Source organism: Exiguobacterium sp. OS-77 (genome assembly GCF_000414195.2).
Classification (GTDB): Bacteria; Bacillota; Bacilli; order Exiguobacteriales; family Exiguobacteriaceae; genus Exiguobacterium_A; species Exiguobacterium_A indicum.
This window is the reverse complement of record NZ_DF239008.1, coordinates 1,426,881-1,451,691: the sequence shown is the minus strand read 5'-3', so window position 1 is coordinate 1,451,691 and position 24,811 is coordinate 1,426,881. Positions and strand designations below refer to the sequence as shown.

The following is a 24,811-nucleotide window of genomic DNA, read 5'->3' as shown; positions in this document are numbered from 1 at the left end:
ATCAGTCAGGCATTTTTCTTCGTTTTTTTCTCTTTTGGTTCCGTCCACTTAAAGATTTTATTCATGACGTTGTAAATCCGTTTTGATTCCTTCGTCATCAACGGTCCGAGGATGGCGAGAATCAAGACGTACAAGGCTGAGAATGGTGACAAGATGTCCATCAACCCACCAGCGATTCCGAGATTCGCGACGATGATCGAGAATTCCCCACGCGAGACAATCGTCAAGCCGATGTTCGAGGATGCTTTGTGTGACAAGCCTGCTTTACGCCCCGCAATCATACCGGCCACGTAGTTCCCGATGATCGTGATGACGACGGCACCGAGTGCGAGCCAGACGGCGTCAAGCAACATCGTCGGATCGATACTCAATCCGAAACTGAAGAAGAAGATCGCACCGAAGAAATCACGGAATGGGACGACGAGATGTTCAATCCGCTCGCCTTGATCGGTTTCCGAGAAGACGAGACCGAGTAACAACGCCCCGATCGCTTCCGCAACATGAATTGTTTCCGAGAATCCGGCGATGAAGAACAAGGCAGCAAAGACGACGATGATGAAGACTTCATCCGAGGCGATCTTCAGCATCTTATTCAAAAGCGGTGTTGCCTTCCGAGCGACGATGAAGAACAACAACATATAGCCGAGGGCGATCAAGATCGATGTGAGGGATGCGAGTAATGTCGTCCCACCACCGAGAAGCAGTCCCGATAAGACCGACAAGTAGACAGCGAGGAAAATGTCCTCGAACATGATGATTCCAAGAATCAATTCCGTCTCCGTGTTACCAGTCCGGCGGAGATCAACGAGGACTTTCGCCACGATCGCACTCGAGGAGATCGTAATGATTCCGGCGATGACGAGTACTTCATAGAGTGGGAATCCGGCGATGAATCCATAGAGTAAACCACCTGTAAAGTTAATCGATAAATAGATCGTTCCGCTCGTGACGATCGATTTTCCAGACCGGATCAACTTACCGATCGAGAACTCGAGTCCGAGATAGAACAAGAGGAATAGGACGCCAATTCGTCCGAGGAAACTGATGAACTCAGCACTTTCAATGAACTTGAAGTCTAGTATCCCGATTGTCGGAGCGTGCGGTCCAACAATCATCCCGAGAATAATCAGAAACGGGATGATTGAGAAATTGAGTCTGTTCGCGAGCACTGCCGCGATCGCCACTAAGATAAGCGCGGTACCGACTTCAAATATGAGATGATCCATATATTATCCGCCTCCTTCGATTGAGAATAATGCTTTCGTGATGTGACGGACGTTTTGACGTTCTCCTGACAGGACAATCGTATCTCCCGCTTCAAGGCGCGTTTCTGGTCCAGGATTTAACGATTTCGAACGGTCATGTTTAAGCACTGCAATGATCGAGATGTCATATTGGTTACGGACATCGAGTTCCCCAATCGTTCGATTGTTGACCTTTGAATCCTGACCGACTTTGAACCACTCGATGACGAGATCATCAAACGCGAGTTCAATTTTTTCAAGATCCTTTGGCTTATAAGATAATCCTCCGAGAATCCCTGCCATCTGACGAGCTTCTGCATCATTGAACGTCACGCTCGAGATGCTCTCATCAAAATCATCGTCATCATAATGATGCATTTCGCGTCGTCCGTCGTCATGGACGATGACGACCACCTTATCTCCTCGTGTCGTGATGCCTTCGAACTTCCGTCCGATTCCTGGTAAATCTACTTCGCGCATATCCATCTGTTATTTCCTCCTTTTTATTTTTTACAAATGATGATTCGCTTTGTGGATGAGCGTCTTGAACGTCTCATCGCTCAATATATCTTGAAGGTCATGCAGCTGTTTCAAATCCGCTTTCGCCATGATGACAAACCCGTCCTCCTCAATGAATGCCACGCGATCTCCTTCCTCCACTTGCAAGGCCTGCCGAATTTTTTTGGGGATGGTGATCTGTCCTTTTGACGTTAACTTTGATAGCTCCATCACGTACTTCCTTCTTTCTGTGTTTTTCTTGTATTCCTTACTTCCTTACTTTTCTTATTTCCAATATAACATAGTTCTAAACTTATTCCGAGTGTTTTGCTTTGAATTAAAATTTAAAAATCGATTTTCTTTTTGTTCAACCGTATGCATACGATTATTTTCAAGACATCTTACAATAAACATAGAAAAACGCATCCTAATCTAAAGGGATGCGTTCTTCGTCTTATTGTTATTCGGAGGTGATTTTATGTCGCAATTATTTTTAATTGCGTTTGTAATCTATATTTTATCGTTGAACGTGGCAGCAATCTATCTTATCTATAAACGAATCGTACCAGCTGTAGTCGCCGGCTTAACAATTCTCTTCCTGATTCCAACCGTCAGTTGGACCGTCATGGTACTTTTTGTATTCGCTTTATTCGTTACACCAGTCATGGATTGGTTTGAAGGTTTAGAAAGTCTGATTAACCTGATGTGGATTGGTCTGCTGAACGGATGCTGCTACATCTTATTCGGGATCGTCAAATGGGTCATTTCAATGATTCGGAGATGATTCTTTGGTCGGAACAATCTTTAGCCCTTTTTCACCTAAGTGATGGAAGGAACGTTCAATCGCTGTTTCGATATATCCATCCAATTGACACGGCAACAAGATATCATATTCTTGTGGCAGAACGGTTCGTCGATCCTCCTCTACCTCTCTAATGAAATGCGGAAGTGCTTTCCATCTCGACTGCACACTCACTTCATGAAGCGCTCCGTTGATCGCTTGTTCATTCCAGTTCACGAACGGAGCAATGCGTGTATTGTACCGCCTGAAGTCATCATGATACCTTGAACCAATCGAGGCGTCAGCTATGATCGCTTGCCGTAACCACCCCATATAAAAACCGCGTAACCAAATATCATCCGCTATCAGATGGACGTAATAGCCACTTCGAAAAGATGGATTCCAAGACGCCGAGTCTCTCCAAAACGCTTCGTAGTCAATCGCTCGTGTTCCGCTCGCTAATTCACCCGTATAATAGTGGGCTTGCTCCTTCTCGTCGTGGCGTGCATCAGGAGCGATCGTACCTATAAGGAATCGAGCAGGGTCTAGTTCCGGAAGTAACGTAATCAATCGTTGTCCGATGTAGGCATGCATTAGTCGTGAACCCATCGCTTACTTCCCTTCGTAATCGCTACGCGTGATCGCGTAAATTTTTAAGTCCCAGAAACGCTCTTTAACGAATAAAGCACTCCGCGAGATCCCTTCGAACGTCATACCGATCTTTTCCATGACACGAGCAGATCCATCATTTCCAACAAAACAACGGGCTTGCATGCGCTCGAGTCCGAGTGTCTCAAAGCCGTACTGCACGAGACGCGCTGCCGCTTCCGGCATCAAACCTTTCCCCCAGTACTCGCGCGACAGCGCATAACCGAGTTCTGCTTGCTGTTGCTCAAACGAGACTTTGATGAAATCAATCGTTCCGATGACTCGTCCGTTCGTTTTGTCTTCAATCGCCCAAGGTGCCGGATTCCCTTGTTCGTATTGACGAAGGATGTGATCGACGAATTGTTCAGAATCCGTGAGGCTTTTATGCGCATGCCAGCTGACATAACGCGCCGTCTCTTCATCTTTCGTGTAGGCATAGATATCTGCTGCATCTTCTGTGCGAACCGGTCGCAAACGAAGTCGTTCCGTTTCAAGTACAGGCAAAGCTTGATATAAATCGATGGTCGTTAACATGATTGAACCCTTCTTCCTTTGATTTTTTCCAAGTATACCCACTCTTCCATAAAAAGTATAGAGATATACGAAAACGTTATCTGAATTTTCTGGTATACTATTGGAAAATGATGTAAGAAAGGATGCTATCATGTCTTCTCGGGAACGAATCCTCTTAAGTGCGCTCGGTATTTCACAGTTTGGTGACTTCATTTATCTCGTTGCGATCAACGTATACATCTATCGCTTGACCGGCTCTGCGTCAGCCGTTGCTGCGCTTTGGATCATCAGTCCGGTCGTCTCTCTCGTCATCAAGTCGTTCGCGGGAAGTTGGGTCGACCGATCCGACTTACGTCGACTATTGATTCAGACTGATTTGTTGCGTGCTTTCTTAATCGGTATCATGCCATTTCTACCACTATCGTTGCTTTACATCGACTTGATCGCCTTAGCCATCATCAAAGCGGTCGTTGAACCGGCAACGTTGACCTACATCACGACGCTTGTTCCTCAAAATGATCGGGCGTCGTTCAATGCCTATCGTAGTCTGATCACGTCTGGTGCCTTTTTGATCGGGCCTGCTCTCGCTGGAGGACTGCTCTATGTTGCTTCTGCTGACGTTGCCATTTGGTTCAACGCTGTCTCGTTTTTCGGATCAGCTGTCCTGCTGATGCGCTTGCCGCGTTTTACTGCTGCGGTCGAACGAGGGATGCGGCTGCAAGACATTATATCCGATTGGCGGCTTGTCTATCAGTTCAGCAAAAGCGCACGCTACGTGACCGGATTGTATATCCTCGCGATGCTGATGATGATCGCGACACTTGCGCTTGATACACAAGAAGTCGTCTTTTTACAGCGGAGCATCGGGTTATCGGAAACCGACTATGGTTTACTGATGAGTCTGACTGGGATTGGTTCCGTCGCCGGCAGCTGGGTCGTCGCCCGCTACGCTAAAACCCTCTCCATTCGGACGATGCTGACGATCGGCTATGTATTTGTCGCTGTCGGTTACATGCTGTATGCAAGTGCGAATTCGTTTTCAATCGTCTGTATCGGTTTCTTGTTGCTCGGTTGTTTCCACGCATTTGCGGGAACCGGTTTCTTGACGTTCCAACAAACGAATATTCCACTCCACTTAATGGGACGCTTTACGAGTCTATACGGTGTCGGCGTCAGTCTGCTACAGATTCTAGCGATCGTCGCGATCGGTCTGCTCGGTGACATCTGGTCGATTCGTTTCAGTACGATTCTATTTGCCTGCCTCCTCGTGATCGTGACAATCTGTTTTCTCGGATTGGTTCTCCTCCCGCGCAAGCAACGGTACTTTACGACGAACGAAGTTAAAGCAGAGCGACACGCCTAAAAAACAGGGAACCCCGTCAACGCGGTGTTCCCTGTTTAAGTTGCTGTTTCATCACTTCTGCGTGTGCGACGAGCGGAAAAGATCCATCTTGTAGTTGTTTTTGCAGTCGCTTCGCTTCTGCCCAAGCGAGCGCATATTCCGCTTGTGAGACATCCCCTTGATCTCGTGCTGCTTCTAGTTCGTCCGTGTCGATTAACAAAACTTGTCCCGATGGCAAGGAGATCAGATCGAGAAACAAATCCTCCCAGTAGATACGTCCGTCCTCCACTCCGGTACGAAGACAGATATCGATATAGGTTTGTACCAACTGACCTGCGGCGTCAAACATCGAGGTCACGGCATGATGGGCATCGCTTGGGAATTGTTGTACCCAGACGTAACCAGCGTCAGCGATTCGAATCGTTTCGTCACCATAACGGACGTCTAACGGTGAAGCGACTTCAATGAGTTGAAGGAGTGTCACATGTCCTACGAACACTTCGCTGTCTACCTGTTCATGAACATAGTGTCGTTGTGTGATGCGACGCCAGTCACGTCGATCGGCATAGCGTTTCTTGATCATTTACCGGTCCCCCGTTTTTTCCTTAGTGTGCCATACCCAACTTCTTTTTCATTCTAATTCTTTTAAAAAGGGGCAACGGATTTTTTCCGTTACCCCTTACTTCATCATTTTGCCGTCTCTGAACCGTGTAACGCAGCACCATTTGTCTCGATGACGTGACGATACCAATCGAACGAATCCTTTTTCATCCGTTCCATCGATCCGTGACCTTCGTTATCCCGATCGACGTAGATCATGCCGTAGCGTTTTTTCATCTCCCCTGTCGTAAAGGAGACGATGTCGATGACGCCCCACGGCGTGTAACCAATCAACTCGACACCATCTTCGAGTACAGCTGCTTTGAATGCTTCGATATGCGCACGCAAGTAATCAATTCGCGCCGTGTCATGAATCTGACCATCCTCGATCGTATCGATTGCACCAAAGCCGTTTTCGACGATGAACAATGGAATCTGATAACGGTCGTATAGACGATTCATCGCATATCGGAGACCAACCGGATCAATTGCCCAACCCCAATCACTCGACTGGATGTATGGGTTCTCAACGCCGTTTGCGAGACCACCGTTGACGATGTTGCCCGTGTTATTGACGACAGCATCATGTTTGACGGTCGTCGACATGTAGTAACTGAATCCAAGATAGTCGACCGTTCCGTTTCGCAAGATTTCTGCGTCACCGTCTAGAATCGGAATATCATACCCTTCCCGTTTGAACTCATTCAACGCATAAGACGGATAGTAGCCGCGGACTTGGACGTCTGGGAAGAAGTAGCGCTGACGCATCGATGTCTCAGCGAGCAGAATATCTTCCGGATGCGATGAGTACGGATAGATCGGTACGTGTGAGACCATTGCTCCGATTTCGAAGTCCGGGTTGATCGCTTTCCCTTTCGCGACGGCAAGTGCACTCGCGAGCAACTCGTGGTGACCCGTTTGATACATGACTTCCATCGCGTTCTCTTCCGGATCAAGGAGGACACCGGAATTCGTCCAGAGGAATAATGGATTGCTGACATCCATCTTGTTGTTGATTTCATTGAATGTCATCCAGTACTTGACCTTGTCTTTGTAACGCGTGAAACAGACTTCCGCGAATTTTTCGAAGAACAGCGCTACTTTCCGGTTGCGGAAACCGCCATATTCACGCGCAAGATGGAGTGGCATCTCAAAATGCGACAACGTGATGATCGGCTCGATGTCGTATTTCAGTAATTCGTCGAAGACGTCATCATAAAACTTCAGTCCTTCTTCGTTCGGTTCCGCTTCGTCTCCGTTTGGGAAAATCCGACTCCAACCGATTGACGTCCGGAGACACTTTAGTCCCATCTCAGCAAACAGGGCGATGTCCTCTTTATAACGGTGATAAAAATCAATCGCCTCGTGATTCGGATAAAATTCATTCTCCTCTACCTGATCCGTGATACGTCGTGCAACGCCGTGTGCTCCTGCCGTCAATACATCAACGACGCTCGGTCCTTTTCCACCAGCATTCCAGCCACCTTCGAATTGATGCGCTGCTAACGCACCGCCCCATAAGAAATCGTTTGGTAATGTCTTCATCTTCATGTCCTCCTTCTTTTTCTCTTACTTGATGATCGTCAAAATCTGTGTATTTGCCGTCGTGACCGTCTCGTCCGTCGGTAGGATTTGTGCATAACTCTGAGTGTTCGTGATAATGATTGGCGTGATCGTCTCGAGTCCATGCGCTTCAATCGCTGTCGCATCAAACGTTACGAGTAGATCGCCTGTCGTCACGGATTCGCCTTCTTTGACGTGAAGCGTAAACGGTTTACCGTCGAGCGTCACGGTCTCAAGACCGACATGGATCAAAACTTCGACACCACTCGTCGAGCGTAATCCGATCGCGTGACCTGACGGAGCGACCATGACGACGGTACTGTCAAACGGAGCCGTGACCCGGTTGTTCGTCGGACGAATCGCTACCCCTTGTCCCATCGCACCGGAAGCAAATACAGGATCCGGTACATCTGATAAAGCAACAATCGTTCCTTCAAGTGGTGCGCGAAGCGTCTCTTCGTTTGTCAGAGTTGCGCTGACTTCCTGTTTTGCAACTGGTGTCGCTGTACTTTCAGGTGCTACGACCGGAGCAACCTGCTCCCCGAAACCGAACACTTGAATCAAGACGATCGGTAGAATCAAGGCAATCGCCGTTCCGATCAATAAGCCGATGATCGACGATGGATAGTCGGAATCGATGCCGTTGACGAGCGTCAATGGTCCCGGTAATCCGGCGTAGGCAAAGTAATACGGTTTAAAGAAACTTGCCGTGACAGCACCGATTGCTCCCGAGATACAGCCATAGATGAACGGTTTTTTAAAACGGAGCGTCACCCCATAGATGGCTGGTTCCGTGATACCGAAGATGCCTGTCAGTCCGGCTGAGACCCCGACTTTTTTCGTTTCTTTGTTACGTGCTTTCAAGATGACCCCGATGACAGCACCGATTTGGGCGATGACGGCAATCGTTTGGTAGGCTTGGAACGAGTCGCGACCATATTGCTCAAAGTTTGCGAGCACCATCGGCGTGACACCCCAGTGGACACCGAAGATAACGATGACTTGCCAGAAGCCACCGATGATGAGACCAGCTACCGCAGGAGCATTCTCCGCTAAGTAGTTATACCCGTTTGCGATCCCTTCTGCACCAAGTGTCGTGATCGGTCCGATCAAGAGAATCGTAAGCGGCACCATCAACACCATGCTGAAGAATGGAACGAACAACGGACGAATGACTTCATGAATCGTCTTGTTCAGGAATCGCTCAACATAGGACAAAATCCAGACGAGGAATAATGGCGGTAAGACCGATGACGTATACGTCGTACCGGATAAAGCGATTCCTAGGAACGTGATGGATTCACCGGCAGTGATGCGTGCTGCGATATCTGCCCATGTTGGACTGACAAGTGCCGCACTACAGGCGACCGCGATGAAGGCGTTGACCTTAAAATGATTCGCTGCCGTGATAGCAATGAAGATCGGCAAGAACGTAAACGGTGCCCATGAGATGAAGCTAAAGACTTCATAAGTACCCGTCTTCGCAAATGCTGGAAAAGCGAGCGTCGTCAAAATCAAAGTTCCCTGCAGAATCCCCGCTGCAGCTAAGATGTAGACGAACGGTGCAAAGACGGCTGACATCGTCGCAATGATTCGGTTGAGGACCGTCCCTTTCGGCGCCTCTTCCGTTTCCGATTGTTCCAAATCGACGAGCTTCACAAATTCTTGATGGACTTCCCCAACGTGTTGACCAATGACGACTTGAAACTGCCCGCCAGACTCAACGACCGTAATGACGCCAGGTAGTGCACTGACTGTTTCCTTAGCTGACGAATCCGATCGTTTCAAGACAAGACGAAGTCGAGTTGCACATCGGACGGCGCTGATGACGTTGTATTCGCCACCGACAGCTTCTAATATCGAATGCGCCAATTGTTGATAATCGCGAACCTTGCCCATATCGTGTCCCTCCCCTGAATATGACGCTTGAATACCCTTTCATTTTAATTGTACATGCACAATTAATCAATACATAAATAATTAAATTTAACATGTTATTAATCAGGAGATGGCTTATGCTATACTAAAGAAAGAAAAAGTTCGCAAGAAAAGAAGGTGTCCTATGCTGAAATACCAACAGACGGCTGATGAAATCGAACGGTACATAGAACAACATGAGTTGAAACAAGGAGACAAACTACCGATTCTCGAAGAGTTGATCCGGCAGTTCGCCGTCAGTAAGACGACGATGACAAAATCACTTGAGTTACTCGAACGAAAAGGAATCATTTTTCAAGTCCGCGGAAGCGGAATTTTTGTCCGGAAGACGAATCGCACCGGCTATATTCGCCTGTTCTCGACCCAAGGATTCAAGCAGAATCTCGTCGGTCATACGATTGAGTCGACCGTTCTCGCACTCGAACCAATCGCTGCAACCGATAACATCGCGAAGAATCTCGGGATCGAGGCAGGTGAGACGGTTTATTACGTCAAGCGAATCCGCTACATCGACGGCAAGATCCTCTGTCTCGAAGAGTCTTACTATCGCCAATCAATCGTTCCGTACTTAAATCGTGAAATCGTCGAGCAGTCGATCTTCGAATACTTAGAGACGGCACTCCAATTGAATATTGGGTTCTCGGATATGTACATGCACGTCGGGAAGTTAAGCGCTGAGTCGGCTCATCATCTGGATCTCACCGAGGGCGATCCTGGATTAACGATCGAGACAGTATTTCATTTGACGAACGGTCGTCCGTTCGACTATTCCGTCATCACATACCATTATGAACATTCGCATTTCGTCGTTCAGGCGAATGGACTATATTTATGAAGAACGGAGCTAAATCAAATGAATCGTGAACTCATTCTGTATTACGGAATGCTTATACTCGGAATCATTACACTTTTTGGTGGCATCTTCTTTACGATTGATACATGGAAAGACTCGACAGAAACATTTAAAGACAAACTTCAGTTCATCTTCATCACGTTACTTGGATTTGGACTACTTTACTGGACGGTCCCTAGCCTATCGCAAATCGTCTTCAAGGACTACGCTGTCATCAAAGGTGACTGTTATGTAGAGGAAAACTCAGGAAAGACACAATCCATGTCTATTATTTTCGACTCAACCGAAGATTATGAGGATTTTACCTTTCAAGATTATCCGGAATTAGGAGCGTACGGAGAAGACGTGCCCTATTTCTGTCGCGTCATTTCAACAAAGAACCATCGATTTCCGATTTCCTATAAAATTTACGATTCTAAGACACATAAACAACTCTCCTCTTCCGAAGATGATTAAAACAAAAAGGATTGCATGAGCTGATGCCCATGCAATCCTTTTGAAGTGCTTACAGTAATGAGACAAGCCAATCGTTGTCTCATTTCATTGTGTTATAACCGAATCTTTTCTTTACTCGAATTTTCGAGATACAGTTCCCCATCAAACGTCGTCAAGGCAATCACTTTCCCGTCTTTTTCATACCACGCCGTCGTTCCTTCACGATCGAGTTCTTTCCAACCGGCTTGGCGAATCCGAGTCCCATAGAGTAAACCCGGTCCGTCAGTTTCAGAGACTAGACGGGTTTTGATTTTCCACTCGCCTTGTTTTTCAACTGCCGTAGCAAATCGCGGCATCGGAAAACCGGATACTTTTGATTCTTGAAATCCAGCATACCAACCACCGACGACTACAATGAGCCCAAGACATACAATGGCGATCCATTTCTTCTTCATAAGCATTCTCCTTTACTTTCCACCCTCATTTTAAAAATTACCAAAAAATAGTTTAACTTCCCCCATCCTAAAGGCGGATTACTGATTTTTTAGTTGTGAAAACATATGAAAATTGTTTCGAATTTATGAAAACACCCAAAAAATTTTCAATTTTTTTCATAAAAAATGCACACCCCCTGTTCGTCCTTAGAGTAGCAACGGTTTGACAACTCCCGGCACAGAGCCGTTTTCAGTCGTTTTCAATTGATTAAGCGCATTAGCAACTTGACTTCATTTCCTGCTATGGTACGATACGAACTTATCAAAGGGAGTGAACAGAACTTATGAAATTCAGAAAAGAAAAAGTCAATGTCGTTGACATGCAGCAAACCAAAAAGAGTGTCTACGCGACCGGAATTGGGAATGCGATGGAATGGTTCGATTTTGGTCTTTATTCCTATCTCGCAATCATCATCAGTCAAAACTTCTTTAGCGCTGTTGAAAATGATGAACTGAAGCTCGTCTTTACTTTTGCGACGTTTGCGATCGCTTTTTTAATGCGACCAATCGGCGGAATCGTCTTTGGACGCATCGGAGATCGACTCGGGCGGAAGGTCGTCTTAACAACGACGATCGTCATGATGGCTGGTTCCACGCTCATCATTGGATTATTACCGACCTACGATCAAATCGGAATTTGGGCACCGATCCTATTATTGTTAGCCCGGATCTTACAAGGATTCTCGACTGGCGGTGAATATGCCGGCGCAATGGTCTACATCGCTGAGTCATCACCAGATAACAAACGGAGTGCCCTCGGAAGTGGACTTGAAATCGGTACACTCGGTGGATATATTCTCGCCTCATTACTGGCTACAACACTTTTCGTCACCTTATCGGATGATCAAATGGCATCTTGGGGATGGCGGATTCCCTTCATTCTTGGAGCACCACTCGGTTTATTTGGTCTCTATTTACGTCGTCACTTGGATGAATCACCGATCTTCGAAAATGAGATTAATGAAAACACAGAAGAGCCTGCGACATTCCGCGAAATTCTTCGCGACCACAAACGTGATATCATCGTTTGTTTCATCGCTGTTGCCTTCTTCAATATTACGAACTACATGCTCTTGTCCTACATGCCATCGTACCTCGATGAAGTCATCGGCATGTCAAGTTCGACAAGTACGATTCTAATTACTGGTGTCATGGTGATCATGATTCCGCTCGCTTACTTCTTCGGGAAGCTCAGTGATAAAAAAGGGAATCGTAATATCGTCCTTTTCGCGTTAGCCGGACTATCGTTGCTCTCAATCCTGTCGTTCTTCTTGATTGGTCTTAAACCACTCTTGTTCGTCGGAATCGGGATCTTCATCCTTGGCTTCTTCTTGGCGATCTTTGAAGGAACGATGCCAAGTCTTCTACCGAGTATCTTCTATACGGATGTCCGTTATCGGACACTATCCGTGACGTTCAACGTCTCGGTCTCGATCTTCGGTGGAACGACGCCACTCGTTTCGACGTGGCTCGTCCATACGACACAAAATCCGCTCGCTCCTGCTTTCTATCTAACAGCAGTCAGCGTCATCGGCTTCGTTACGTTCTTCTTCTTCTTTAAAAATACAGCCGGAAAAGCACTGAAAGGATCGCATCCGACTGTATCGAGTGAAAAAGAAGTCGCGTCGATCGCGAAGAAACCAGACGACGCCCTCTGGTGGGCAGAATAATTGCTATAAGTAAAAGGGAGGACAGATCATCAATCTGTCCTCCCTTATCTCGTAATAAAAAAAATGACGCGTCACACGCCACTCCTACAGGAAAAACGCATTTATGCGTTGTAAGAGACGAACAAGACCCGTTTTCCTGCTTCAACAAAGCAGGAAAACTGGCTTGTGTCTCGCCTGAGGAAAGGGCGTGAAAAGACGTGTCATTCTTTTTTTGGAGTCAGCCCCCTTTTTTAGTAGACAGCACTCAACTCTTTTACGACGCGGTCCGCGACTGCGAGTTCCTGCTCTTGCGCAAAATCGAACTGACAACCGATTGCAGCGAGTCCATTCGCATGCGCCGCTTTGAAATCAGATAAGCGGTCACCGACAACGTAGCCCGACGAGATGTCGTGCGTCTTACAAATCTCCCGTACGAGTGCCGATTTATCACCGGAACGGATGTCTTCGATACTATAGACATGATCGATATAGGCTTCGAGTCCATACGTCGTCACGATCGCTGACAAGTAGGATGGCCACCCATTACTGGCGATATAGACAGAGTGATCCGCTTGTTTCAAACGACTTAGCAACTCGACCGTTCCTGGATATAAGCAACCGTGCCCCGCCTTGACTGCCTGCTCCAGGCTGTTTCGAAATTTTTGATCCGCAGCCTGTTGATCTGTGGCTGAAAAGTCCGGTAGTAACGTCTGCCAGACTTCCGGTAACGAGACGCCCATGATCTGCTGATAGAGGGCGAGTGGGGTTTCCCCCTCCCAGCGTCCCGTTTGACGCAACTCTTGAAAGACCTCTTCTAGCGCATGCGACAGCACGGCATTCGTTTGAAACAACGTTCCATCCATGTCAAAAATGTAGTGTGTCATTCGCTCTCCCCTTTTTGCTCTTGATTTATCATTTGAATCACGGATTCTATCGATCTATCCTCAGCAATTAGACGATCTGTCGGGCGGTGATCCTGATCAATCCACCAGCGTTTCATATCCGTCACAGAAAACTCCGTGGGCTGGCGCATTTCATGGCGACGAACCGTTTCTTCAAATGAGACGTCAAAATAATACGCCGCGTACCGTGAAGTAAAGCGTCGTTCCAACCGGTCAATCATCTCACCGTACCAGTCCTGTGCAAGAATTCCTTCCAGCAGAATCGTCGCGTGGCGTCCGTCAGCAAGTCCGATCAACTCTTCGATCCAGCGAATCGCCGGATTTCCTGGTCCATCTTTTACGTTCAACATCTCCCTGCGGATGACATCTTGCGAGAATAAGATGCTATCCGGTAAGACCGATCGTAACGCTTTTGCAAGCGTCGTTTTTCCACTACCAGAATTCCCACGGATGACGATCAAGCGCGACTTCATGTCGTGAACCAGTCCCCGTTTAAGGCAGCAATGTACCGCTCTGCAGAGCGCGCTACTGCTTCAGACGCACCGGTTTCGATTTTCCGATGAAAGGCGTCATATAATTTTTCAAAATGAAGCGGACGTAACGTTTCTGCCATTCGCGCGACCGTCTTTGCCGGAAGCGGAATCACATTCGGATAGCTGTACATGAAACTGACCCATGCCCGATCGGCAACGATCCGAATGATGTCTCCTGTCAACAACAGCCCCGCTGATGCGTCTTTTCGTTCACAAATGACTGCTCCTTTGAAGTGACCACCTACGCGATGTAACATCAAATCTTCCGCCAACTCCAAGCGTTCACCACTCCAGAAGACGATGCGCTCACTTGGTCGTGTCACGAACGACGCATCATCTTCATGAATATAGATCGGTACGTCAAAAGTCTCCGCCCATTCGACTTGTGTCGCATAATAATGCGGATGTGATAAAGCAATCGCGTGAATCCCGCCTAACTCGTTAAGTTGCTCTTTCGTTGTTGAATCAAGATATGTAATGCAGTCCCATAACAGGTTGAACGATTTTCCTTTTACAAGATATGCCGTCTGACCGATACCGAACGCCGGTGTCGTCTGAATCGAATAGACGCCTGCTCCGTCGTCGCTAATGACGTTTTGATACGTTCCTGACGTTTGCATGGCAGCGAGCGTCGTCCACGTTTGACCAGTTGGATTGACATACTGTCGTTCCTCTAAGCAAATCGGACACGTTTCGCGCTCTGGATTGATTTGCTCGACGCCACACGTCGTACAAATGATGGTTTCCATATCATCATTCCTTTCCAATTCGTAAATGATTTTCCTGATACATCATACCATATTCCATTTATAGGGATTAGAGGAATTAAGAGGCTGTTATCGAAAGGAACATGTATGAAATCAAAGGAGGAGATTCTGATGTCAATTTCGACCCACCTCATTGCGCCTCGCTTGAACGCTGTCTTTTTGCATGTTCAGGATGTGAAACGTGCCGCCGCTTGGTATCACCAGTTACTGCAGCTGCCGTTTGATGAGTCGCGCGTCTCGTCACCTGTCTACAATCTTCCACTTGAGGGTCCAACGAGTTTGACGCTCGATGATCATACGAATGACGCAACGTACCGACATCACCCTTCTCCCCATGCCTTGTTTAATTTTTATACGACGGACATCGATGCATCCTATCAGTTTGTGCGGTCACTACACGCACCCATCATTCGAGACATCGAACGTTTCGATGACTTTGCTTACTTTACGTTTGCAGATCCCGACGGCAACGTCTTGATGCTCTGTACAGGATAAGACAAAAGCAGGTCGAGCCACATTAGTGGTTCGACCTGCCTTGTTTAACGAGATGCTCGATCGTCATTTATGACGCTTTGAAAACGTTCTGTGAACCGAATGATTGCCTCTTCCGTGTCTAAAATACCTAAAAACCAGATCTTTTTGTCTTCCGAAAATGTAAGATGCAGTGACCCTTCTATTGTGGACTTCACTTCAAGCGTAGCAATCGTATCCGACTTCATTAAAGTCTTTTGTGATAGAGTGACCAGTTCATTCGTCAACGTTTCGCGTGTACCTTCTGATGTCTTTTCACGAAGTAGATGAATCGTTTTGCGGAGCAGTTCGGTCTTTGAAACACTTAAAAGATTCAATTCGCGGATTTCGAAAGTATAGGCGTTCTCGTCTACCCCGGATTGTTGAACGATGAATCGCGGGGATTGCACTAAGCGTTGAATGAAGTGAACGAACATTCCGATGGTCATTTCGGACATTGCAAAAACCTCCCTTTTACATGGATCAATGGACGGATGCCTTTAATCCTTTATCTGAATGGGATTAAAGTCCCTTATTATAATCTAGACAGTGAACAGAATGAAGGTACAATTCCCCTTCAATATAGCTAATACAATAAACAAGTACAAATTGAACATGTTTTAGTTGTAAAAATAAGATTCGAATAGCATCCGAATCTTGTTTATAGTAACATAAGAGATACTAGTTTTTAGTATAAACGGATCATAATTAATTATGAGTGTCTGTTTTCATTATGTACAAGGATAAAGAGCCAGAGAGCAATCCTTTGTCTCTGACTCTTTACTTCAATCATTGATCGGTGGCGCAATTAAGTCTAGTAACGTATAGGCTTGAAGTGCGTCCGTGAAGGACGTGAATGCTTGATCGAACGCTTGTCGTGTGTTCTGTAAACTACCATTTTTATTTGGAACCGTCACATTTTCGAGATAAGACACTTCTTCGAATAAATGGACGATTTCTCCTAATGTAATCGTATCTGGCGATTTCGCTAACTTGAATCCACCATTGCGACCTTGTACGGAGATTATGAGACCGAACTTACTTAAAGAATGGACAATCTTCATTAGATGGTTTTTAGAAATATCGTAATGTGTTGCTACTTCTTGAATTTGTACAAGTCTAGTCGGATGCGACGCTGCATAAATTAGCACACGAATAGCATAGTCCGTAGAGCGAGTCATTTTCATCCATTTCACCTTCTTTTTAATTCCTCTTACAGAAATAGTACAAAAGCTCTCTCGCTTTCACAATTGATAGTGTGGTTTCAAGTGCAGCAACAAATAATCAACAGTGATTTTGCACATAATATATAGCCTATCTTATAGGATAAGAAGTGCGAAAATCTAGTTGTTTTTTCGTAAAAAGGCAAAATGATATTTTAGAAATTTGTAACTCTTGTTTCCTATCACGAATATCTAAACGAATTGAATGGTCGTCCACTCTTAAAAATGAAAAGCGTTTAGATTTTTCTTCTGTTTACGAATCGATGAATAGTGGAACACAATTAATAACATGTATGAAAATGATATGAATAATATAGAACTAGGAAGTGAAAAAAGTGGAAGGTGATTTAAATCAAATCGTCTGCTGTTTGAATCAAGATTTCAGACAACAGCGAACTGTGTTTAGTGCATTGACTTTGAAAGAAACCAATCCCTGTATCGTCTTAATGGAAGATCATCTTCATAGGCAAATGAATGATGCGCTGTATCAATATCCAGAATTTATTGTAGAACTAGAAACGTTGATTTACCGATGTTTGATCGATGTGCGAGGAGCACGTGAATCCGTCTCACCTTCCGAGATTTTTATTTCCAAAGCTCAGTTATACTCGCCTTATCATTATTTAGTCACATTTTTATGAACAAGTGTAATCCGACCGTTCAGATCAGAAGAAAGATCCAATATTAAGCTGAATAGTTGATTTTATATCACTCGGATCTGGCCCAACCAAAAATATAGTATTTATTTTAGTTAAACGACAAAAAACCGCGATTTAGATGAAGGCGGTTTTTTCCTATTTCAATCATGAAATCGAGCACGCGTCTCTGATGAAGGGAGCGCACAATGTTGTTTTACACCGAACCACTGATGTCGATTTTTGGCGACAACATCATACACATAATCTCGGAATGACCGTGGAAAAATACGTAAAATAGTCAACAGTTTCCATCCACCCTGTAAATGACCAGCAATTCGTAACGCTGCGTCCGATTTGATATAGGGTACTCCTCGTTCAATTACGACGACACTGTCGATCGTTGCCGGGAGATGATGACGCTTTACGAATTCTTGTCCGGTCTTTCCTTGTAACGATGCAAAATCATGGTACCCTTGGTCTCGTTTTAAGATGAACTGGACGCTTGCGTCACAGAGATTACACTCTCCATCAAATAAGACGATTGCTTTCATGAGTGATTCATCCTTCCCGTACTGTTTATCGAATTACTGTGTTACTTACACTTTACCTTTACTACACTCTTTTTTGATAGGCGTGATGTCATGATGTTAAATATTGATAACGCTTTCTTTCTCAGTCCTCCATACGCTATACTAATTTCTGTAAACATCTGGTTTTTATGAATGTATTTACATAAAGGAGAATACATATGACTCGACCTATTGCCATCGTAACCGGCGCCAGTCAGACACGCGACATCGGAGCTGCCATTTGCCGCCAGCTTGCCTCGTCCGGACATGACCTGGTCTTTACTTATTTTAAAGCAACAGCGGATTGGGCGGCTAGTTTTACGACCGAACTCGAAAATCAAGGTGCCCGCGTCCTTGCGATCGAGCTAGATTTAGGTCAAGCAGATGCTGCTGACGATTTATTCGCACGCATTGAAGACTTTGGAACACCAAGTATCCTGATCAACAACGCTGCCCATTCGACGATGACGGATTGGCGAACACTTGATGCAGCCAGTCTTGATCAACACTATGCCGTCAATCTCCGGGCACCGTTGTTGCTCGCGACACGTTTCACGAAACGATTCGCTGAAGCACATCTAACGTCCGGTCGTATCATTCAACTGACGTCCGGACAAGATCTCGGTCCGATGCCTGACGAGATTGCTTACGCTACGACAAAAGGTGCCTTGTCGACATTTACAAAGACTTACGCGGCAGCCGTAGCACCGCTTGGCATCACCGTTAATGCGGTCAATCCGGGTCCGACAGACTCGACTTGGATGGATGAAGCAACACGGACAGCGCTTAAACCTAGTTTTCCGTTCGGGCGAATCGGTGCGCCAGAAGACGTCGCACGATTGATCCAATTCCTCGTGAGTCCTGACGGTAGCTGGGTGACCGGACAGATCATTCATTCCGAAGGCGGCTTTGAACGCTGAACATGGAGAACATAAAATCCCCCCTGATTTTTACATCAGGGGGGATTTTTGCGTTATCGAAAAACCGGACCCAGTTCCGTCAAAAAATCGTTCCAGGCTGTTTGATGCAAATCGCTATAGAGTTCTGGCATTTGGTCTCTTTCAAAAAAAGCAATATCGAGTGATTCATCGGAATCAATCGTCAATTGCCCCCCATTGATTCGGCAAACGAAAAAATGGACGATCGGTTGGGCGACATCCCCGTTTGGATACATCTCTTCGTACTTCGAATAGACACCACTCAAACGTTCAATCGTGACATGAAAACCGGTCTCTTCGAAAATCTCACGCTGTGCGGCTTCGACAATCGACTCTCCCAGTTCCAGTGCGCCGCCGGGAAAGCCCCATGCTTGTTGCTCTCGCCGTTTTTGAAGAAGAATGTGCCCCTCCTCGTCGAAGACGATGCCACCCGCAAAGTTCAACATCACTTTTTCTTGACCGACCTTACTGCGAAGAAAACGTATGTAGTCCATCTGTCGCCCCTTGAAGTTTGACGTGCTTCAGCCATGTGATCAGTTGCTTGATCATTGCATCGGTCACGGTATGATTGACACCTGGAAAAACGTCTAATACGGTCGTTTGCGCCATACCTGCTTGAACAGCTGTCCCGTGATAAAACTGCTGGATCGATAGTGGAATGATGTCATCGGCATCGCCGTGCAGGAGTAATCGCGGACGCTCATCCATCACGCTGATTGGATCAAGCTTCCATGGTACATCCTCCTTTTTGATGGCAGGTCGCCCGTCACGAACGCGGAATTGACGTTCTGCTTCAAGATAGGCACCGCCCCCATTGATCGCAACGAGTGCTTTAATCGGCTGACGCGACATGATCCCGTGGGCAATGAACCCACCCATCGAGACGCCGATCGCTATCACGTCTGAAACATGCCAGCCTGATTGTTCGATGATAGCTGTCGCTTCCGTAATCGATTGTTCGACGACGGACCAAAAATAGGTCGTCGTTATTTCTGGATCAAATGGATGATCAAGCGGTTCACGCTGGTCGTGTCGAAGAAGTTCCGGGATGAAGACATCGTATCCTTCGTCAGATAATTGTCGCGCAAACTCTAGATAAGAAACAGCCGTTCCGCCCCAACCATGATAAAGCAGAATGGCTCCTGTAGGTTGAGAGGCACGGACACAATGAACATGAAAATCAAGCTTCATTATTTAGCTTCTCCTGATTCAAGCGGACGATCGTTCTCGCGAAGTCATCTTCCGGTAATCGGTGTCCGTTCTCAAGAAACGGTTTCCAATACGGTCGAATCTTAAATAGCGAGACCGTATCACGATAGACTGTTCGGCGGACAATTTGTTCTGTCGTCAACGGCAATCCGTTCTCGCTTTCAACCTGGATGCCGCAAATCCGACCACCAATCGTTTTTCCGTTCAACAGTTTTAATTGCGCGACTTCTCCTAGAAAACTGATTGTCGGTTGTGTCACGACGGCGTGAACGACTTCTGACTTCACACGTCGTAACACCGTTTTTTCGATGAAGGCGGAAAGTCCGAAATAAACAGCTTGGTTGATGATGTACGCACCGATTCGTCGTTTAGTCGTTGAATGCATGGGTGGTCCTCCTTATACGTTGAAATAAACGACAGCGCCAAGTCCACTGACGGCAATCAAATAAAAGACGATTGCGAGTCGTTTGTTTGCAGCAGAGATATCCTTTCGGACGAGGATCTTACTATACCGATACGTCAAGAATGCGAACACGAGCAATGCCAAAATCAATAATGGTTCCATTCGATTCCCTCCTTTTCTTTCTTATTCTACATCATTTCTGGTTTCGAATTGTTATATTTTACAAGTAAAGTGGTATATGCTTGATCCATATGACATCAATCCAACAATGAAATGAGGTTTACATGTTGAACACTACAACGATTTGCTGTCTTGTGGAGTCGAAGACATCTGGTTATCTTGTTCGGGAACTGCCGCCGCTTGGCATCCATGACGTCTACGTCCGCACTCTAGCCGGTGCCATCAGTATTGGTGCCGAACTTCCCCAATGGCTGGAACAAGATATGACCGAAACCAGCTATGACTATCCGCTCGAGACCGGATATGAAAGCTACGGCGAAGTGCTTGCAGTTGGTGACGCCGTCCAAATCGTCAAGCCCGGTGATCGGGTCGTCAGCTTCTATGGTCATCAAGATCAGGCGATCGTTCCTGTATCGAAGGTCATCCCGGTTCCTGCTCATATCTCACCGCGCGAAGCCCTACTGTTGATTCTGTCCTGTGACGCGGCAAAAGGCGTCCGAAAGCTGACATTGACACCCGACACAAGCGTCTTAGTTTCTGGAATGGGTACGCTCGGTTTGCTGACGGTACATTACTTACGGCATTACGTCAACGTTCGTCAGATTGATATCCTCGAGCCGCTTACGTCCCGAGCGGAGTTAGCGCGTCAATTAGGTGCACGTGTCGTCACACCGGATTCAAGTATGTATGACGCCGCCATCGAATGTTCTGGACGCCAAGCGGCCTTTGCCGAACTTCAGTCTGCTGTCCGTCCTCATGGTGCAATCTGCGTCTTATCGGACGGCAACCGGGAAGCATTGACGTTGACGCCCGCGTTTCACGCAAAAGAACTTCGGATCATTGCATCGAGTGACGGCTGGGACTACCGCAAACATGCAGACTGGCTCTTTTCAGACGATCGTCACGCGACATTGCCCGCTTTGTTCGAACACGAGACTTCGTTTTCGGAGCTTGCCAGTTGCTTCGCTAGCTTAATGGAAACACCAGATCTCCCGATCAAAGTATTCGTTGATTATGAGCAGACAAGCTGAACACCGTTCGGATCCGTACCTACGAGCGATACGTCGGAAAAGACTGCTTCTTGTAAGACGGTCTTCTCCCCGCGGACGGTTTGGATTTGTGAAATCGATCGATCGAACAGTTTCGTTAAATCCGCCTCTAATCCTTCGCGCGGTGTCGTTAGAATTAAACGCTCAATTGTCGTTCCATCAGTATCCGCAATCGCATCTTCATGGACTTGCAGTTCAATCCGTAATCCGTATGGTGTCTGTAAGAACGTCCGCCGCTCGTTCGCTTGGACCTTGAACGATAACGTTTCTGCGCGATCAAGAATCGTTTGCACGTCACCAGGCTGAATCAAAAATCCGATGTGATCGAAGCGAACCGTTTTTCCGAATCCGATCGTCACATTGACCGCTCCCCGTTTCATTTCAATGATTCGGAATAAAATTTGATCTGCTCGAAAATCATCCCATGATAGAGGTGGATTAAACGACGAAAATTCTCCGTCTTTCTTCCCGATGCGCTGGGAAACGTGAAATCCGCGTGCCGTGTACCAAGCCTCTGTTTCTTCCAAATGTGGTGTCCAAATATGGTAGTGAAATAGCATTTAAATACACTCCTTTTTGTTGTTCCAATCGTTCCACGTCATCACTTCGACTTGGTTCGATTCATTCAAATATTGTCGTAATAACGGGAGGTGCGCAGCACCGTACAAACAGACGATTCGTTCGTTCGCCTGAGCGAGGTGCAGTAAACGATTTGCAATCTTTTGATTGCGGACTCGCCAGTAGCGTTCAACCCAAATCCGACCACTCTCCAGTCGTTCGATTTGATCATAGATTCTAGCCGACGCTGCAATCGTTTCTTCAGCGTGCAATCGATCGAGCCATTCGGAGAAGGATAACTGCTCCATCGCGTGCTCTAACTGTTCTGTCCGCTTCATCTCAGCCGCGACGATCGTCTCAAAGGCTTCCGGATGATGTGAACGGACGATTCCTAAATCCGGTACGCCAGGTACGACTTCGTTCCAATCGACCCCATGGAGATGTGCTAATCCTGCCATCCGGGCTAAGCGAAAACCAATTTGTTGCCGTTCATTATCGGTTAAGTCGCTCTCGGATTGACAGGTTTCATATGTATGTTGCAAATCATTCATGCGTTCGGCTACCGTCTCAAGAGCAACGCCTGTCGGTCGAAATGCGTTCAATCGAGCAACGACTTCTTGGATTTCTCGTTGCCGTCGTTCTGATCTGACATCAAATATCGACGGACGAATCAGGTCTCCATTGGCCGGGCGATCGAGATGGAACATGCCTAGCAGTAAAATCTGAGGTTTCATCTATCCCCCTCCTTTTCCTGATTTTACCTTATATTTGGTAAGGGAAGCTACTTTTACCTATCATGAATTTACGTTCCTATTCAACACATACTCATATAAGGAGGTTCCGATGAAAAAGATATTTGTCATTGTATTCATTGGATTTTTATTCGGATGCAGTCAAACCGGTACAGAGGACGAAGCTAGTTATGCCATGATCGTCATTGTGAATAACAAAGAGTATAACGGAACAGAAGCAGAATTGGATGCATCTAAGCAACAAGGAGAAAAAATTAGCACGATACTAAAGAAAACAAAAGCATATGAAATGCCCCAAGCGAACAGTCAATCGAATCTTTTTTCAGTCGGGTCCACCATCTATTCTGTTAAAGGAACAGAAGATTTTATCATCGTAAAAGACAAAGAAAATAAAAAATGGCTTTTACAAAAGGTAAGAGATATCAAAAACCATTTGAATTAATGAGGTACTTAACACTTTTAACGTGGTACCTCTTTAGAAGTACTAACAACGGAGATGTTTTGTACTTTTACACGAGGTATGGTGAGAAGAATTTAGAAAGGAGACAGATGGCGCCATCTGTCTCCTTTCTTTTATCCTGTTAAGCTTGATTTGACGAGCAAGATCTTACCACTTTCCTCAGCATCGATATAAGAAACGGCTTGCACATCGAGATGGATATCACGACCGAACAAACGGTACAGCCGTTCCATCAGAAGTCGTTCGTCTGATTGACTGAACCGCTCTGCGTCCGGAACGTAGTAAATCGATACGCTATCTGTCGTCATTTGGACATATTGAATACGTTCGATACTGTTTGGTAAATGTTTGACGAGACTCGCCAGTTGCGCTTCAAAAATCTTTTGTCCATCCGGTTTTTGGATGAATGCCCGCCCCCTGCCGTCAATCGATTCGATGATTGGTCCCGGATGACCACAGGAACAGATGCGCTGACTGAGCGTCATCCGATCTCCGACCCGGTAGCGAATGAGGGGGGTCCCGTGTGTATCAAAACTCGTCACGAGAATCTCCCCGTCTGTATCGAGTTCGATGATCCCCATCTCATGATGCAGATGTTTTTGACCAAACCGACATTCCGAAACGATTGGTGCCCCCTCAGACGATGCATATTGATCAAAGACTGGTCCGCGAAACACTTCTTCGATGACTTGGCGCTCTTCCGCATCGATCCGTTCAGCCGTCGGAAAAATCGCAATCGGTTGACACGTCAAGCGGATCCCTTCTCGCTTCGCGAACCGGGCGAGCTCAATCATCGCTGACGGAAGACCATCGATCGTTTCTGGTTGAAAACGTTCGATGGCTTCAAGATACGCTGCCATCGTCCGTGGGGATAATCGTTTTACCGTGAACAAGAGCTGATTCGCCGCTCGATTCATTCGCCAATAGACGTCCACCTGTTGACGCTCGGGTACGAGATCCTGTGCCGTAAAGCTGATTCGTCGCATGCCACGGTAGACACCGTGGGTCGCCTTGAAATAATCCAGATGGGCCATGCGAATTTGCATATCCGGTATCGTATATCGTACTTGTAGTGACGTGCCTGTCGTTCCGCCCGTTTTCCCTATGATTGGCGCAGCGATATCTGTTTGAATGTTCTCCATGTGCGTTCGTAATATTTCTTTTGATAGTACAGGAATATGTTTTAGTTCGGATAAGTCCGTTAAAGGTAGGCGAATGCCATGTGAAGCGAAGAGTTGACGGTAATAGGGACTGTGTTCCGTACAGAAGTGAAGGAAGTCATTTAAACGATCAAGTTGTTCCGCTTTGACGTCGATCGTCGTATGTTCTCGTTCGAGGAGCATCCGGAACCGTTCTTGATAGACCGGTCCATAACGTTCGCGATGCAATTGATACCCATAGAGGGTTGTGAAGAGGTGCTGGAGAAATAGAGGAGAGCGATTGTAGATCTGCTCTTTGATACCCATGTCATCACGTCCTTTCGCAAGGGAAGTAACGGTTTCGATGTCTCTACGATAGCCTATGTACCTGACAAGAATATGACAAAAATAAGGGAACATGCA

The 24,811-nt window shown here is 46.4% G+C and carries 32 protein-coding genes; 10 read left to right on the top strand and 22 right to left on the bottom strand.

Translation table 11 applies throughout. The features are described 5' to 3' along the window. Nucleotides 1-5: 5 nt before the first annotated feature. The 3 genes from EXG77_RS07130 to EXG77_RS16605 are packed head-to-tail and all read right to left on the bottom strand — an operon-like array spanning nucleotide 6 to nucleotide 1,973. The gene (locus EXG77_RS07130) at nucleotides 6-1,226 is read right to left on the bottom strand and encodes a cation:proton antiporter (RefSeq protein WP_035397077.1); all 1,221 of its coding nucleotides are present in this window, start codon (nucleotides 1,224-1,226) and stop codon (nucleotides 6-8) included. Nucleotides 1,227-1,229: 3 nt separating this feature from the next. Then, on the bottom strand, nucleotides 1,230-1,730 hold the full coding sequence (locus tag EXG77_RS07125) for a cation:proton antiporter regulatory subunit (protein WP_023468484.1): 501 nt from the start codon (nucleotides 1,728-1,730) through the stop codon (nucleotides 1,230-1,232). 24 nt (nucleotides 1,731-1,754) lie between these two features. Further along, nucleotides 1,755-1,973 carry an AbrB/MazE/SpoVT family DNA-binding domain-containing protein gene (locus EXG77_RS16605; protein WP_023468485.1) on the bottom strand — a complete coding sequence of 73 codons (219 nt, stop codon included), beginning with the start codon at nucleotides 1,971-1,973 and terminating at the stop codon, nucleotides 1,755-1,757. 247 nt (nucleotides 1,974-2,220) lie between these two features. Between EXG77_RS16605 and EXG77_RS07115 the strand changes: the two genes are divergently transcribed. Then, complete coding sequence (locus EXG77_RS07115; RefSeq protein ID WP_035397073.1) at nucleotides 2,221-2,526, top strand: hypothetical protein; 306 nt, start codon at nucleotides 2,221-2,223, stop codon at nucleotides 2,524-2,526. Here EXG77_RS07115 and EXG77_RS07110 read toward each other — a convergent pair. Next, a complete protein-coding gene (locus tag EXG77_RS07110; RefSeq protein ID WP_052017114.1) occupies nucleotides 2,509-3,132 on the bottom strand; it encodes a zinc dependent phospholipase C family protein in 624 nt (207 codons plus the stop codon). The genes EXG77_RS07115 and EXG77_RS07110 overlap by 18 nt on opposite strands. Nucleotides 3,133-3,135: 3 nt before the next feature. Continuing rightward, complete coding sequence (locus EXG77_RS07105; RefSeq protein ID WP_035397071.1) at nucleotides 3,136-3,705, bottom strand: GNAT family N-acetyltransferase; 570 nt, start codon at nucleotides 3,703-3,705, stop codon at nucleotides 3,136-3,138. Nucleotides 3,706-3,835: 130 nt separating this feature from the next. Here EXG77_RS07105 and EXG77_RS07100 point away from each other — a divergent pair, with 130 nt between their 5' ends. Next, on the top strand, nucleotides 3,836-5,047 hold the full coding sequence (locus EXG77_RS07100) for an MFS transporter (RefSeq protein WP_035397069.1): 1,212 nt from the start codon (nucleotides 3,836-3,838) through the stop codon (nucleotides 5,045-5,047). Between the two features lie 16 nt (nucleotides 5,048-5,063). Here EXG77_RS07100 and EXG77_RS07095 read toward each other — a convergent pair whose 3' ends face one another. The 3 genes from EXG77_RS07095 to EXG77_RS07085 all read right to left on the bottom strand — a co-directional run bounded on the left by EXG77_RS07095 (nucleotide 5,064) and on the right by EXG77_RS07085 (nucleotide 9,088). Further along, complete coding sequence (locus EXG77_RS07095; RefSeq protein WP_052017113.1) at nucleotides 5,064-5,609, bottom strand: DUF402 domain-containing protein; 546 nt, start codon at nucleotides 5,607-5,609, stop codon at nucleotides 5,064-5,066. Nucleotides 5,610-5,713: 104 nt separating this feature from the next. After that, nucleotides 5,714-7,171, bottom strand: coding sequence for a 6-phospho-beta-glucosidase BglA (gene bglA, locus EXG77_RS07090; RefSeq protein WP_035397067.1), 1,458 nt, complete (start codon nucleotides 7,169-7,171; stop codon nucleotides 5,714-5,716). Between the two features lie 24 nt (nucleotides 7,172-7,195). Next, on the bottom strand, nucleotides 7,196-9,088 hold the full coding sequence (locus EXG77_RS07085; RefSeq protein WP_035397062.1) for a beta-glucoside-specific PTS transporter subunit IIABC: 1,893 nt from the start codon (nucleotides 9,086-9,088) through the stop codon (nucleotides 7,196-7,198). A 163-nt stretch (nucleotides 9,089-9,251) separates the two neighbouring features. On the opposite strand from EXG77_RS07085, the gene EXG77_RS07080 reads away from it, so the two are divergent. Together EXG77_RS07080 and EXG77_RS07075 are read left to right on the top strand one after the other, a co-directional pair. Next, nucleotides 9,252-9,962 carry a GntR family transcriptional regulator gene (locus tag EXG77_RS07080; protein ID WP_035397060.1) on the top strand — a complete coding sequence of 237 codons (711 nt, stop codon included), beginning with the start codon at nucleotides 9,252-9,254 and terminating at the stop codon, nucleotides 9,960-9,962. 18 nt (nucleotides 9,963-9,980) lie between these two features. Then, the gene (locus tag EXG77_RS07075) at nucleotides 9,981-10,436 is read left to right on the top strand and encodes a hypothetical protein (protein ID WP_023468494.1); all 456 of its coding nucleotides are present in this window, start codon (nucleotides 9,981-9,983) and stop codon (nucleotides 10,434-10,436) included. 92 nt (nucleotides 10,437-10,528) lie between these two features. Here EXG77_RS07075 and EXG77_RS07070 read toward each other — a convergent pair whose 3' ends face one another. Then, the gene (locus EXG77_RS07070; RefSeq protein WP_023468495.1) at nucleotides 10,529-10,870 is read right to left on the bottom strand and encodes a hypothetical protein; all 342 of its coding nucleotides are present in this window, start codon (nucleotides 10,868-10,870) and stop codon (nucleotides 10,529-10,531) included. Between the two features lie 323 nt (nucleotides 10,871-11,193). Here EXG77_RS07070 and EXG77_RS07065 point away from each other — a divergent pair, with 323 nt between their 5' ends. After that, a complete protein-coding gene (locus EXG77_RS07065) occupies nucleotides 11,194-12,579 on the top strand; it encodes an MFS transporter (RefSeq protein WP_023468496.1) in 1,386 nt (461 codons plus the stop codon). Nucleotides 12,580-12,809: 230 nt separating this feature from the next. Here EXG77_RS07065 and EXG77_RS07060 read toward each other — a convergent pair whose 3' ends face one another. Genes EXG77_RS07060 through EXG77_RS07050 form a run of 3 tightly spaced genes read right to left on the bottom strand, consistent with a single transcriptional unit; the run spans nucleotide 12,810 to nucleotide 14,742 of the window. Continuing rightward, on the bottom strand, nucleotides 12,810-13,442 hold the full coding sequence (locus EXG77_RS07060; RefSeq protein WP_035397058.1) for an HAD hydrolase-like protein: 633 nt from the start codon (nucleotides 13,440-13,442) through the stop codon (nucleotides 12,810-12,812). Then, nucleotides 13,439-13,933 carry an AAA family ATPase gene (locus tag EXG77_RS07055; protein ID WP_035397056.1) on the bottom strand — a complete coding sequence of 165 codons (495 nt, stop codon included), beginning with the start codon at nucleotides 13,931-13,933 and terminating at the stop codon, nucleotides 13,439-13,441. The genes EXG77_RS07060 and EXG77_RS07055 overlap by 4 nt, the downstream gene beginning before the upstream one ends. Beyond that, nucleotides 13,930-14,742 carry an MBL fold metallo-hydrolase gene (locus tag EXG77_RS07050; RefSeq protein WP_035397054.1) on the bottom strand — a complete coding sequence of 271 codons (813 nt, stop codon included), beginning with the start codon at nucleotides 14,740-14,742 and terminating at the stop codon, nucleotides 13,930-13,932. Before EXG77_RS07050 ends, EXG77_RS07055 begins: the two co-directional genes overlap by 4 nt. A 129-nt stretch (nucleotides 14,743-14,871) precedes the next feature. Here EXG77_RS07050 and EXG77_RS07045 point away from each other — a divergent pair, with 129 nt between their 5' ends. Continuing rightward, a complete protein-coding gene (locus EXG77_RS07045; RefSeq protein ID WP_238987922.1) occupies nucleotides 14,872-15,255 on the top strand; it encodes a VOC family protein in 384 nt (127 codons plus the stop codon). Nucleotides 15,256-15,299: 44 nt separating this feature from the next. On the opposite strand, the gene EXG77_RS07040 is transcribed toward EXG77_RS07045, so the two are convergent. Beyond that, complete coding sequence (locus EXG77_RS07040) at nucleotides 15,300-15,728, bottom strand: hypothetical protein (RefSeq protein WP_035397052.1); 429 nt, start codon at nucleotides 15,726-15,728, stop codon at nucleotides 15,300-15,302. Nucleotides 15,729-16,055: 327 nt separating this feature from the next. Beyond that, entirely contained in the window at nucleotides 16,056-16,457 is a 402-nt protein-coding gene (locus tag EXG77_RS07035) for an Rrf2 family transcriptional regulator (protein WP_035397050.1), read from the bottom strand. A gap of 371 nt (nucleotides 16,458-16,828) precedes the next feature. Between EXG77_RS07035 and EXG77_RS07030 the strand changes: the two genes are divergently transcribed. Then, on the top strand, nucleotides 16,829-17,134 hold the full coding sequence (locus tag EXG77_RS07030) for a hypothetical protein (RefSeq protein ID WP_064299743.1): 306 nt from the start codon (nucleotides 16,829-16,831) through the stop codon (nucleotides 17,132-17,134). A 158-nt stretch (nucleotides 17,135-17,292) separates the two neighbouring features. Here EXG77_RS07030 and EXG77_RS07025 read toward each other — a convergent pair whose 3' ends face one another. After that, nucleotides 17,293-17,682, bottom strand: coding sequence for a thiol-disulfide oxidoreductase DCC family protein (locus EXG77_RS07025; RefSeq protein ID WP_035397048.1), 390 nt, complete (start codon nucleotides 17,680-17,682; stop codon nucleotides 17,293-17,295). Between the two features lie 197 nt (nucleotides 17,683-17,879). Between EXG77_RS07025 and EXG77_RS07020 the strand changes: the two genes are divergently transcribed. After that, nucleotides 17,880-18,620: an SDR family oxidoreductase gene (locus EXG77_RS07020; RefSeq protein ID WP_052017112.1), complete on the top strand. Its 741-nt coding sequence runs from the start codon at nucleotides 17,880-17,882 to the stop codon at nucleotides 18,618-18,620. Between the two features lie 53 nt (nucleotides 18,621-18,673). Here EXG77_RS07020 and EXG77_RS07015 read toward each other — a convergent pair whose 3' ends face one another. The 4 genes from EXG77_RS07015 to EXG77_RS16305 are packed head-to-tail and all read right to left on the bottom strand — an operon-like array spanning nucleotide 18,674 to nucleotide 20,412. Continuing rightward, on the bottom strand, nucleotides 18,674-19,132 hold the full coding sequence (locus EXG77_RS07015; protein ID WP_035397043.1) for an NUDIX hydrolase: 459 nt from the start codon (nucleotides 19,130-19,132) through the stop codon (nucleotides 18,674-18,676). Further along, a complete protein-coding gene (locus EXG77_RS07010; protein WP_052017111.1) occupies nucleotides 19,104-19,829 on the bottom strand; it encodes an alpha/beta fold hydrolase in 726 nt (241 codons plus the stop codon). Before EXG77_RS07010 ends, EXG77_RS07015 begins: the two co-directional genes overlap by 29 nt. Beyond that, entirely contained in the window at nucleotides 19,819-20,232 is a 414-nt protein-coding gene (locus EXG77_RS07005; RefSeq protein ID WP_035397041.1) for an RDD family protein, read from the bottom strand. The genes EXG77_RS07010 and EXG77_RS07005 overlap by 11 nt, the downstream gene beginning before the upstream one ends. A gap of 12 nt (nucleotides 20,233-20,244) precedes the next feature. Continuing rightward, nucleotides 20,245-20,412, bottom strand: coding sequence for a hypothetical protein (locus EXG77_RS16305; protein ID WP_023468507.1), 168 nt, complete (start codon nucleotides 20,410-20,412; stop codon nucleotides 20,245-20,247). A 122-nt stretch (nucleotides 20,413-20,534) separates the two neighbouring features. Here EXG77_RS16305 and EXG77_RS07000 point away from each other — a divergent pair, with 122 nt between their 5' ends. After that, nucleotides 20,535-21,461: a zinc-binding alcohol dehydrogenase gene (locus EXG77_RS07000; protein ID WP_052017110.1), complete on the top strand. Its 927-nt coding sequence runs from the start codon at nucleotides 20,535-20,537 to the stop codon at nucleotides 21,459-21,461. Here the strand turns inward: EXG77_RS07000 and EXG77_RS06995 are convergent. Then, entirely contained in the window at nucleotides 21,443-22,039 is a 597-nt protein-coding gene (locus tag EXG77_RS06995; protein WP_035397039.1) for a hypothetical protein, read from the bottom strand. The two genes, EXG77_RS07000 and EXG77_RS06995, sit on opposite strands and share 19 nt — an antisense overlap. After that, nucleotides 22,040-22,771 carry a DUF5694 domain-containing protein gene (locus EXG77_RS06990; RefSeq protein WP_035397037.1) on the bottom strand — a complete coding sequence of 244 codons (732 nt, stop codon included), beginning with the start codon at nucleotides 22,769-22,771 and terminating at the stop codon, nucleotides 22,040-22,042. A 109-nt stretch (nucleotides 22,772-22,880) separates the two neighbouring features. Between EXG77_RS06990 and EXG77_RS06985 the strand changes: the two genes are divergently transcribed. Continuing rightward, nucleotides 22,881-23,231 carry a hypothetical protein gene (locus tag EXG77_RS06985; RefSeq protein ID WP_029341898.1) on the top strand — a complete coding sequence of 117 codons (351 nt, stop codon included), beginning with the start codon at nucleotides 22,881-22,883 and terminating at the stop codon, nucleotides 23,229-23,231. 131 nt (nucleotides 23,232-23,362) lie between these two features. Here EXG77_RS06985 and EXG77_RS06980 read toward each other — a convergent pair whose 3' ends face one another. Beyond that, nucleotides 23,363-24,715: a phenylacetate--CoA ligase family protein gene (locus tag EXG77_RS06980; RefSeq protein WP_035397034.1), complete on the bottom strand. Its 1,353-nt coding sequence runs from the start codon at nucleotides 24,713-24,715 to the stop codon at nucleotides 23,363-23,365. Nucleotides 24,716-24,811 lie beyond the last annotated feature (96 nt).